The 9004-nt window shown below is 63.5% G+C and carries 13 protein-coding genes and 2 pseudogenes; 4 read left to right on the top strand and 11 right to left on the bottom strand.

Annotation, left to right across the window (positions count from 1 at the left end; all coding sequences use genetic code 11):
• Both H928_RS0120785 and H928_RS29075 read right to left on the bottom strand, forming a co-directional pair.
• On the bottom strand, positions 1-207 hold a 207-nt coding region (locus H928_RS0120785), incomplete at its 3' end, for a FecR/PupR family sigma factor regulator (RefSeq protein ID WP_027011197.1).
• A complete protein-coding gene (locus H928_RS29075; protein WP_021028224.1) occupies positions 204-770 on the bottom strand; it encodes a sigma-70 family RNA polymerase sigma factor in 567 nt (188 codons plus the stop codon). The genes H928_RS29075 and H928_RS0120785, both read right to left, overlap by 4 nt.
• Before the next feature lie 232 nt (positions 771-1002).
• On the opposite strand from H928_RS29075, the gene H928_RS0120775 reads away from it, so the two are divergent.
• Together H928_RS0120775 and H928_RS0120770 are read left to right on the top strand one after the other, a co-directional pair.
• Complete coding sequence (locus H928_RS0120775) at positions 1003-1215, top strand: molybdopterin-binding protein (RefSeq protein WP_021028223.1); 213 nt, start codon at positions 1003-1005, stop codon at positions 1213-1215.
• A 328-nt stretch (positions 1216-1543) separates the two neighbouring features.
• On the top strand, positions 1544-2053 hold the full coding sequence (locus H928_RS0120770) for a hypothetical protein (protein ID WP_148293250.1): 510 nt from the start codon (positions 1544-1546) through the stop codon (positions 2051-2053).
• Between the two features lie 249 nt (positions 2054-2302).
• Here H928_RS0120770 and infA read toward each other — a convergent pair whose 3' ends face one another.
• The 3 genes from infA to H928_RS29065 form a co-directional block, all read right to left on the bottom strand.
• A complete protein-coding gene (gene infA, locus H928_RS0120765; protein WP_021028221.1) occupies positions 2303-2569 on the bottom strand; it encodes a translation initiation factor IF-1 in 267 nt (88 codons plus the stop codon).
• A gap of 28 nt (positions 2570-2597) precedes the next feature.
• Positions 2598-2822, bottom strand: a complete 225-nt coding sequence (locus tag H928_RS29070) for a hypothetical protein (protein WP_021028220.1) — start codon at positions 2820-2822, stop codon at positions 2598-2600.
• Positions 2823-3181: 359 nt separating this feature from the next.
• Positions 3182-3604 (bottom strand): hypothetical protein, encoded by a 423-nt coding sequence (locus H928_RS29065; protein ID WP_239645036.1) that lies wholly within the window; start codon positions 3602-3604, stop codon positions 3182-3184.
• A 459-nt stretch (positions 3605-4063) separates the two neighbouring features.
• Between H928_RS29065 and H928_RS30345 the strand changes: the two genes are divergently transcribed.
• A complete protein-coding gene (locus H928_RS30345; protein ID WP_148293249.1) occupies positions 4064-5011 on the top strand; it encodes a hypothetical protein in 948 nt (315 codons plus the stop codon).
• Positions 5012-5108: 97 nt separating this feature from the next.
• On the opposite strand, the gene H928_RS29055 is transcribed toward H928_RS30345, so the two are convergent.
• Positions 5109-5864 carry a LysR substrate-binding domain-containing protein gene (locus H928_RS29055; protein WP_021028216.1) on the bottom strand — a complete coding sequence of 252 codons (756 nt, stop codon included), beginning with the start codon at positions 5862-5864 and terminating at the stop codon, positions 5109-5111.
• Here H928_RS29055 and H928_RS33720 point away from each other — a divergent pair.
• Positions 5852-6025, top strand: a pseudogene (locus H928_RS33720) (EamA family transporter); the annotation flags it as partial. The gene H928_RS29055 and the pseudogene H928_RS33720 overlap by 13 nt on opposite strands.
• A gap of 322 nt (positions 6026-6347) precedes the next feature.
• Here H928_RS33720 and H928_RS32585 read toward each other — a convergent pair.
• The 5 genes and pseudogenes from H928_RS32585 to H928_RS0120715 form a co-directional block, all read right to left on the bottom strand.
• Positions 6348-6521 (bottom strand): hypothetical protein, encoded by a 174-nt coding sequence (locus tag H928_RS32585; RefSeq protein ID WP_158400602.1) that lies wholly within the window; start codon positions 6519-6521, stop codon positions 6348-6350.
• A 156-nt stretch (positions 6522-6677) separates the two neighbouring features.
• Positions 6678-7349 carry a glycosyltransferase family 2 protein gene (locus H928_RS0120730; RefSeq protein ID WP_021028214.1) on the bottom strand — a complete coding sequence of 224 codons (672 nt, stop codon included), beginning with the start codon at positions 7347-7349 and terminating at the stop codon, positions 6678-6680.
• Positions 7350-7353: 4 nt separating this feature from the next.
• Positions 7354-7932 (bottom strand): class I SAM-dependent methyltransferase, encoded by a 579-nt coding sequence (locus H928_RS0120725; RefSeq protein ID WP_021028213.1) that lies wholly within the window; start codon positions 7930-7932, stop codon positions 7354-7356.
• A complete protein-coding gene (locus H928_RS0120720) occupies positions 7929-8687 on the bottom strand; it encodes a PIG-L deacetylase family protein (RefSeq protein ID WP_021028212.1) in 759 nt (252 codons plus the stop codon). Before H928_RS0120720 ends, H928_RS0120725 begins: the two co-directional genes overlap by 4 nt.
• Positions 8675-9004: pseudogene (locus H928_RS0120715) on the bottom strand (acyl-CoA dehydrogenase); the annotation flags it as partial. The gene H928_RS0120720 and the pseudogene H928_RS0120715, both read right to left, overlap by 13 nt.

Raw genomic sequence — 9004 nt, 5'->3', positions numbered from 1 at the left:
CGCGGCCACGGCGCGGGCCGCGCCAAACTGCGCATGCAGGCTGCCACTCAGCCGCTGCCAGACCAGCTGGTGCTGGGGGTGGGCGGCGAGCCAGGCGCGGTGGCGGGCCTGGTCGGCGTCGGTCATCTCGCCCGAGTGGAACTGCACGAGCCATTCCACGGCAGCTTCGCTGACCGGGTCCAACGTGGATTCGGGGCTTGCCGTCATCCGGCGCTCAGGCTGCCCGCCATCGCCGGTGCTGCGTTGCGCACTGGCGCGGTAATGCCGGCATCCTGCCTGGCCAGGGCCAGCGCAATGCGGCGAAAGCCCTCTGCCATATGGCGGCGCACGGTGCTGTGCGAGATGCCCAGGCGCTGTGCAATCGCCTCGTAACCCAGGCCATCGAGCTGGCTGAGCAAAAAGGCCTGCTGGGCCGGGAGCGGCAGGCCGTCGAGCGCATGGGCCACATGAGCCAGCGTTTCCTGCAGCACCGCCAGCTCTTCGGGCGAGGGCATCAGCGGCTCGGGCTGTGCGCCCAGCGCTTCGAGGTAGCTGCGCTCCAGATCACGGCGGCGCCAGTGGTTGATCAAAAGCCGCTTGGCAATGGTCGTCAAGAACGCCCGGGGCTCACGGATGGCCTCGGGCGGCGTGGCACTGGTGAGCACGCAGACAAAGGTGTCGGCCGCCATGTCCTGCGCATCGGCGGCATTGCCGAGCCGGTGCTGCAAGCGCTGCTGCAGCCATTGGTGGTGGCCGGTGTAGAGAAGCTGGACGTCGGGAATGGCAGACATGGGAGGCGGTACAGAGCAGGCAGCAATCCGATGCATTTGAGAATTATTCGCATTTTATGACTGTTTCTAGATGTGCCTAGACCTGGCCGGGGATCTGTGGCGTGATTGCGCCATGGCCCGCTGCTGCCATCACGGCGGTGGTGGGGGTCTGCTGCTTGGGCCGCGCGGCAAATGCGGCCAGAATAGAGCGTTCGTTTATTTCGCGGTACCCACCGCTCCCAAAGGAATCCCCATGAAAATCAGCGCACGCAATGTCTTGAGCGGCACCGTTATCTCCATCACCCGCGGCCCCGTCTCTACCGAAGTCGTTCTGGAAATCGCACCGGGCGTGCAGATTGCCTCCAGCATCACCACCAACTCGGCCGATGCGCTGAAGCTGAAAGAGGGCGCCAAGGCCTACGGCGTGATCAAGGCCTCGTCGGTGATGATCGGGGTGGACGACTGACGTAGGCCGGGCCTTGGCCAGCGTTGCGTCCCAGGCCCGTGATCGGCGGCACCCGCCCTGGCCTCGCTGCCATGGGCATGTGCTGCTTCGCTGACAACGGGCCGCCTGTCCCCTCTCTCCCTCTTGCAAAGCGCCTCGCGGCCTGGCCAGGCGCTGGCGCTTGAAGCGCCGTCGTTGCGTACATGCCAAATACAGGCCGCCATTTTTGCGGCCTGGCCGCTTATTGGGTAAACGCGGGAAGCGCCTACTTGAAGGACATCTTCTTGCTCTCGCTCCCTCTCCCTTGCGATGCGGTAGCCTGACAGACAGCGTCGATTAAAGGAACGAGATGAGCTATGGACAAATACTGTTGTTTTTCTTCCTGTGCTGGCTGTCCTATTTTGCGTACTGGCTGCTGTCCAGAGGGCCGCCGAGAACACCTGGGTTTCTTCGTGGCCCCTTGAAGGCGACGATCGCATTGAAAGACCTGAGCTCAAAAAAGCATTGGGCGCGCGGAGAGACGGTCAAGGTGGCTGACGACGGCACCTATACGGCGAACATTTTCCGCGTCGCAGGAAACAGCTTTGGTGAAAACGCCAACCGGGACTGCATCGCGTTCCTCGTTCCGGAAGAAGGCAAGGAGAATACGGACAAGCCCGTGTCGGTGGTGGTGGATGGATTGCGCATAGGTCAGCTGTCTGTCAGAGACCTGATGCCTTTCAAAGTCATGCTGCAGGACGCAGGCCTGCATGCCCAGGTCACGTCATGCGATGCCTATATTGGCGGTGGTGGCACGGGCGTGGACGGCAAGAAGCGGAGCTATGCCATTTCGCTCGATGTCGATTGGTTTGAAGCCTAACGTGAATCCGCAGCATCCTTCTGGCTCGCATCTGAGCCCGGTCAGCCCAGTTTTTGTTGGTTTGCAGCCAGCCGTGGCGCTGGCTGCTCGGTTGGCGCAAGCATTGGGCAGAAGCCGCTGCAAATGCGAGCTGTGCGGCGGCTGATAACCCATGGTGCGGCAAGCGCTGCCTGGAGCGGCCCATAAAAAAACCGCCCATGGGCGGTTATGGATCGGCACAGCCATGTGCCGTTATGAACGCTGGAATGTCTAGCGCTTGCGGAACTGCTTGGCGCCGGTGGCGGCTCCCGAGCGAGGCGCAAGATGCCGGAACGTAATGCGACCCTTCGACAGATCGTAGGGGGACATTTCGATCGTCACGTTGTCCCCGGCAATGATCTTGATACGGTGCTTTCTCATCTTGCCACCGGTATATGCAATCAGCGAGTGGCCATTGTCCAGGTTCACGCGATATCTCGCATCTGGGAGAATTTCTTCGATCTTCCCCTGCATTTCGATAAGGTCTTCTTTGCTCAACGGATGTCCTTGGTGATGGCCTGTGGCCTTATTTCATGAGGGCAAGCTGCATGCCCTCATGCTTGGCGTGATCGACCGCCTCCTGCGCTGTCTCGAACAGCTTGGAGAAGGTGTACACGGTGTCTTGCGCAACCGAGCCCTGGCCGGACTTCAATGAGACTGCTGCTTGGAATTTCCCGTCTGCTTGCTCGCACACGCCTGGCGAGATGAAATAACGGGAAATCTTGTGGGTATCTTTAAAAAATTGAAACATGGGTGCGCGCTCCACGCGCTGAAACGGTGGAGCATGAAGCGCCAGAAATAAATGCGAAAGAGGGAAAAGCCGACCCTAGGAATTTATTGTGGCTTGGAGGGCTTGCCTAGGATGTGTGCATAAAGCCTTGCGCGCCTTGCACTTTGACGGATCAAGGGGCAAGCATGCCCTGATCGGATATTTCAGGATAGCACAAAGCGGACTTCTGTGTGCAAAGTGCGCCATGGCAGCAAGCATCCGCTGCAACGGCCAGCATGGCTAGCTGCGAGCGCAAGGGCGCACGCCGGGATGGCCGTGGAGTCCCTCAAGGGCAGAGGAGGCAGCAACGGCGCGCTGAAAAACCCTTGGAACAGAAGTTCTCAAGGCACCGCAATCGGCGCCGGTGCGGGGACCTCGGGATGGTCATACAGCCGTTGGCAGGCCCGTTTGATCTGGTAGGCCGCCATGGAGCTGCGCGTGTCTTCTGCCTTTCTTGCCGAGCACTGGGCGCCAGAGCTGAAGTCATCGCTCGCGATGCTGGCGCCTTGCCGAACGGCCTCTATCCCACCGGGATAGCTGGCCAAGCAGCCTTGCGACACGGCCTTGGCCGCCGCGTCGCTGCGCACCCGTGCTGCATGGTCGAGGATACAGGTGGCGTAGTTGCCAGCCCTTGCCGGCAGTGGCCACAACAGCGCCAGTGCTGCCAAAGCTGGCGCAAGCGCACACCAGGTAGAAAAAAACCGCACAACGGCGGTCAGTTCTGGGGACGGCAGCTTCCCACGTTTATACAAATTTGAAACCATGGCCAGCCACGATCTGTTGATCCTGGCCTGGGCGCTCTGGGTCAGCAGGCGGCTTCTTGTCTTGCTCCTGCGGCGCTGGCACACCTGCGCTCTGGAGCATCAGTTTGGACTTATCCCAAAACGAAGCAGGGGGATAGGCTGAGAATTTGAACATGTAGACCTCCGGTCTATGGCGATTGCGGCACACCAAGATGGATGGCCTCGGCCCACGGTACTCCTTTTAATGGCCTTAAACCGGGCCGCACAATGTCTTACGTCCGGCCGCTGGGCAGCGCCAATGGCGTGGGCCGAGGGGCTGAGCAGCTGCCCAATGCCCCACCGCTTGCGGTGCGCATCCATGAAACGGCCTGCCGTTGCTGCGCTGAGAATCCCGGGCTCAGCTGTCGCACCAGTCGTTGTTCCACCCAAGCGCTATTCAAAAATATAATAGCGCTTTATATGAAGAACGAGGACCAGCCCATGCCATGGATCAGCCCCTTTTTGCGCCGCCCTTTTGTGGATGCAGGCATACGCCGCATGCTGCTGGTGGGCCTGACTGGCGCGGCAGTCGCCTTGTCGGCCTGCGGAGGCGGTGGCAGCGATGCGGACCGGGGGCCGACCACCTTGTCGGTATCGGCGGATTTGAATGGCCTGTATTGGGACAAGAACGAAAGCCGTCTGTTTGTGAGCGATGAGAAGGCCAACACCATCCGGGTATGGGAGGGCGGCAGCCAGTTTGCACAGTACGCGGCCTTGCCCGCTGCGCCCGCCAGCGGCTCGACCTTGGGCCAGGTCACGCGTGGCAGCGATGGCACCGTCTATGTGACGCGCTTTGGCTTTGGCACGGATGGCGCCGTGGCTGCGGTGCCCAAGAGCGGCACGGCCTACAACCTGCGCGGCACCGACAGCCTGCGCCGCCGCATCGGCATCACCTCGACGCCTGATGGATCGCTGCTGGATGGCTGGTTCATCAAGGGCGGCACAGGTGCCGTGAGCGAGCTCAAGATCAGTGGCAGCGCTGCCACCGAGACCGAGCTGATCACCGGCTTTGGCAAGCCCGTGGGCCTGGCCGTGGTGGGCGACGCGGTGTATGTGAGCGACCAGACGAGCGGCCAGGTACTGTCCTTCTCGCTGGCCAAGCTGCGTGCGGCGCCGGCTACCGTGGCCGACGGCAAGCTGATCGCCACGTTCACCAGCTCGGATGGCATTGACCTGATGACCGCCGCCACGGACGGCAGCCTGTTCTTTGGCGGCTCGGGCGGCAAGCTGTTCCGCGTCAGCCCCAAGGGCGAGACCAGCGTGCTGGCCAGCGGCTGGCCCAAGATCCGGGGCGTGGCCTATGACGAGCAGAACCGCCGCCTGTTTGTGGGCGTGGTGGCCGCCGATGCCGCCAGCCAGTCGAGCGTCCGCATTGTGCCTATCGATTAAGAAATGTAGGAGGAGAAGGGAAGGCCAGGCTGGGGAAGCCTGGCCTTTTTTTATGCACAGCAGGATGCGGCAGGCTGCGCTGTGATGGCCTTTCAGCTTATTCCTGCAGCAGCCCGCACTGCGCAAAAAACCAGCTTCTGAAGCGGGCGAGCGCGCTGTCACTGGCCTTGTCTTCGCGGTAGGCAAAGTAGTGGCGTGATTCTTCGAGCACCAGCTCCTCGGGCACAGGCCGCACCAGCAGGTTCTGCGCGATCAGGTGCGAGACCAGCTGGTTGAAACCCAGCGCCACGCCCTGGCCGTTCAGCACCATCTGAATGAGCAGGTTGTAGTCATTGGCGTTGAAGAAATGCGCGTCATTTTTCTGGCGCTCGTCCAAGTCCAGGCGGTGGATGGCCAGCCACACGCTCCAGTCCACATGCTCGGCCACCTGGGAGCGCCCATAGGGGCTCAGGTTCAGCAGCACGCTGTGGCGCAGGCCGTCGAGGGTCTGGATCTCCGGGTGCGCCTGCAAGTAGGCGGGGGGGCAGACGGGGTAGATGCGGTCATGGAACAGCGGCACGCTGGCATAGCCATCGCGCAGCCGCGAAATCTTGGTGATGAAGATATCGGGGTGGATGCCCGGCTCCAAGGACAGAAAGTTCTGGCTGGTCACCAGGTCCAGGTCGATATCGGGGTTGTCGCTGAAAAAACTCGGCAAGCGCTGCGCCATCCATAAGGCCGAGAAGGCCGGCGAGCAGCACACGGTCAAGCTGCGCCGGGCATTGTTGCCATAGTCCTTGCGGATGCGCGATGCCGCCTGCGCGATGTTGATAAAGGACAGCTGCGCCGCATCAAAATGCACTGGCCGGCGCATCTTGCTTTATCCCCGTGCTGTCGGCTGCGCTGTCCACCGTACTGCTGCGAGCGCCGCTGTCGCTGGCGTTTTGGCAAGGGGCTGCGATGGTCTGCGGTGGCGCGATTTTGTGCTGGCTCGCGACCCGGGCAGGGGGCCCGGCCAAGACTGCGGCGGCTTGAACCAAAAGGCCCCCAGCTGACAACAGCCTGCCCTTTGGCGGGCTGTTGCGCTGGTGGCTATGCCCAAGGGGCGCCTTAGGCCGGTAGAAGAAGGCCGATGCTCAATGTGAGCCGTTCATGCAAGCTTGAACCGGATGGAGGGGGAAAGCATGAACTCGGCAAGAAACGGGGCACGAGCCTCTAACACAACCCTTGATACGTCGTTACCAATCCTTGTCGTACCCCTGTACTGCCTGCGGGTTGGCGCCTAGTCGGCGACGCCTAGTCGGGGACGCCTAGTCTCAATCGCAAACCTACGGTTTGCTGGGCCGTGTTGGCGGCTCTAAGTCGCCAACTGCTTGGCGTTTTGAAGTGCGGCCAGGCGGCGGTACTTCTCGAAGGTCTTGCTGATATCAGTGGACACCGCTGGAACATAGCGGTTTTGCTTTTCACCACGCTGCGCGACTAAGGGTCGGGTTGGCATGGTCAGCATCGGAAAAGATGGCTGGTGTTGCATGACGAACTCCTTTCTTCGATGGCTCCATGATCGCGGCGAGGGCTGGTGCGCGGTGTAGGCGTTGTCCGAGGAATGTCAACAGGTTTCAGCTGACCGGCTGTAGTGCTTTTGCCCGTGGCTTGCTGCCACAGGCATGGAGCCGGGCGGCGGGCGGGCCTAGCGCAGCCCCGGCTGGGTTGCTAGCCGAATGGCGCCGGCAAAGCCATGTTCCACGCGGGAAAAAGGCCGTCCGCTGGTGAGCACCCGTGGCAGGGCGCTCCAGGCGATCTGCGCGCCTAGCGCGGCCAGGCGGTCCACCAGCGCTTGGTCTTCGCCGCACTCCATCGCATCAAAGCCGCCCGCCTGCTGGTAGCAATGGGCCGACAGGCCCAGGTTGGCACCATGCACATGGCGGTGGCCGTCGCGGTCCTGGTAGCCCGATTCAAAGCGCAGGCGCGCAGCTTGCGCATCGGCGCCATGGGCCGCCCAGCTGTCCACTCCGACGGTGCCGCAGACCACATCGGCCCCCAGCGACAGCTGCACTGCCAGCCAATCGGGCGCCACACGGGTATCCGCATCGGTAAAGGCCAGCCAGCGCGCCTGGTGCTGCAGCAGATGGCGGGCCCCGGCAGCCCGCGCCCGGCCGACATTGCGGGCATGGACCTGCAGGGTGACAAAAGGCCATTGCCGGGCGATGGCGGCGCTGCCATCGCTGCAGCTGTCGAGCACGACAACCACCTTGACTTCTTCGGCGCCCAGGTCGGGATGCAGGCTGGCCGTGGCGACGCTTTCCAGGCAGGCGCCTATCAAGTCTTCTTCGTTGTGGGCGGGGATGCAGATGCCGATCATGGGTTCAGAGCCTTTCCCAGACTTCCAGCAGGAAATCGGTCTCGCGGTGCTCGACCACGGTCTTGAGTGCGGCGCTGGCCCCGATTTGCGCATGGATGGTGTCGGCGTTTTGCAGCAGGTCGGGCGCCTGGTGGCGCCAGTGGCACATCAGCCAGTGCCCGCCCGCTGCCAGCGAGGTCAGGCAGCGCTCGCTGAACAGCGCCAGATCGGCATCATCCAGGTAGTAGGCGAGCTCGGAGACCACCAGCAGATCAAAGCCGCCGGGCGGCACCTGCGGCCACTCCTGCGGCAGCTGCAGCTTTTGCAGGTGCAGCTGGCGCCGGTCCTCGCGCTGGATGCGGGCATTGCACAGCAGCACGGCCGATTCGGCAAAGTCCGCGGCCACAAGCTGGTCGCAGCGCTCCAGCAGCGCCATCGTCGTTTCGCCATTGCCGCAGCCGGGTTCAAAGCCGTGGCGGTAGTGCTCGCGCGGCAGCGATGCCAGCAGCAGCTCGCGCTTGCGCCGCTCGTACCAGGCGGTTTTGACGGCCCAGGGGTCGGAGGAGCTTCGGTAGAGCTGTTCAAAGTGTTGGCGTTGGTTCATCGCAGTATCACCTCGAAGTTGCGCAAGAGGCGCGCCGTGGCCCAGCGCGGCAGGATGGCAGGCCTGCCGGTGGAGGGGTCGGGCAGCAACTGGCTGCGAAAGCAGGACAGCGCCAGGCACTTGCGGTCCAGCTGCTCGGCGCTCAGCGGCATGCGCACGGCTTGCTGCCAAGGCACGCGCTGGTCGCCGGGGCTCGCCCAATGCCAGGTCCAGATCGGTACCTCAAACAGGCGGCTGCCGACATCGGCGGTGGCGGCGGCGCAGGCCTCGCCGGTGGCCTCGTGGTCGGGGTGGCCGTCGTAGCGCCAGGGGCAGAAGACCGCATCGGTCGGCCGCAGCAATTGCTGCAGGCGTGATTCGAGCTGGGGCTGGTGGTCCTGCACCTGCCCGTCGGGGATGCGCAGGTGGATGATCTGGCTGCCCGGGCAGAGCAGGGCCAGCGCCTGGGCGCTTTCACGCTCGCGGGCCTGGGCCAGTTGGTCCGGCGTCCACAGGCGCGAGCCCGGGTGGCTGGCTTCGCCCGAGGTGACCGCGATCACCGTGCAGGGCAGCGCGTTGGCCTCGCAGTGCTGCATGATGGCGGCCGTGGCCAGGATTTCGTCATCAGGATGGGGCGAGACAATCACCACCCGCGCGCAGCCTTGCAGCAGCTCCTCGACCGGCGTGGTGCCCAATGCTGCCTGGGCCAGCCAGGGCTGCCATTGCAGTTCGGGCGTGCCTTCTCCTTCGATGTGGCGGGGCATCAGAGCTTCCATGGTGCGTTGTTCTCCTGTTGTGTAATCGCTTGGCCGAGCGCGGCGAGATCACGCTCGGCATGGCTTTGGCGGATAAAAATCGGCAGGTCGGCCAGCAGCAACGCGAGCGACCGGTCTTTGCAAAAAGGGCCCGGGCCCAGCGCGCGCGGCACATGCTGCAGCACTTGCTGGGCAGCGGCCTCGGCGGCCAGGCGGGTGCGGTTCACCTCCCGGGTCCAGGGCTGCCCAGGCTGGGCATCGATATGGGCTGCGGTGGCGCGCAGCAGCGCAGCGGTGGCCGAGAGCGCCACATCCACCGCGCCCAGATGGGCCAAGGC

It is taken from the genome of Comamonas sp. B-9 (assembly GCF_000410635.1).
Lineage (GTDB): Bacteria > Pseudomonadota > Gammaproteobacteria > Burkholderiales > Burkholderiaceae_C > Comamonas.
The sequence above is the reverse complement of the archived record's forward strand: the minus strand, read 5'-3'. Positions and strand labels throughout refer to the sequence as shown.

Bases quoted from the DNA above. Each gene is read 5' to 3' on its own strand.
- H928_RS30345 (WP_148293249.1), top strand. From the start codon at position 4,064: ATGCCATGGATCAGCCCCTTTTTGCGCCGCCCTTTTGTGGATGCAGGC.
- H928_RS29070 (WP_021028220.1), bottom strand. From the start codon at position 2,822: ATGTTTCAATTTTTTAAAGATACCCACAAGATTTCCCGTTATTTCATC.
- H928_RS29065 (WP_239645036.1), bottom strand. From the start codon at position 3,604: ATGGTTTCAAATTTGTATAAACGTGGGAAGCTGCCGTCCCCAGAACTG.
- H928_RS29075 (WP_021028224.1), bottom strand. From the start codon at position 770: ATGTCTGCCATTCCCGACGTCCAGCTTCTCTACACCGGCCACCACCAA.
- H928_RS0120725 (WP_021028213.1), bottom strand. From the start codon at position 7,932: ATGAACCAACGCCAACACTTTGAACAGCTCTACCGAAGCTCCTCCGAC.
- H928_RS0120775 (WP_021028223.1), top strand. From the start codon at position 1,003: ATGAAAATCAGCGCACGCAATGTCTTGAGCGGCACCGTTATCTCCATC.
- H928_RS0120720 (WP_021028212.1), bottom strand. From the start codon at position 8,687: ATGGAAGCTCTGATGCCCCGCCACATCGAAGGAGAAGGCACGCCCGAA.
- H928_RS29055 (WP_021028216.1), bottom strand. From the start codon at position 5,864: ATGCGCCGGCCAGTGCATTTTGATGCGGCGCAGCTGTCCTTTATCAAC.
- H928_RS0120730 (WP_021028214.1), bottom strand. From the start codon at position 7,349: ATGATCGGCATCTGCATCCCCGCCCACAACGAAGAAGACTTGATAGGC.
- H928_RS32585 (WP_158400602.1), bottom strand. From the start codon at position 6,521: ATGCAACACCAGCCATCTTTTCCGATGCTGACCATGCCAACCCGACCC.
- H928_RS0120770 (WP_148293250.1), top strand. From the start codon at position 1,544: ATGAGCTATGGACAAATACTGTTGTTTTTCTTCCTGTGCTGGCTGTCC.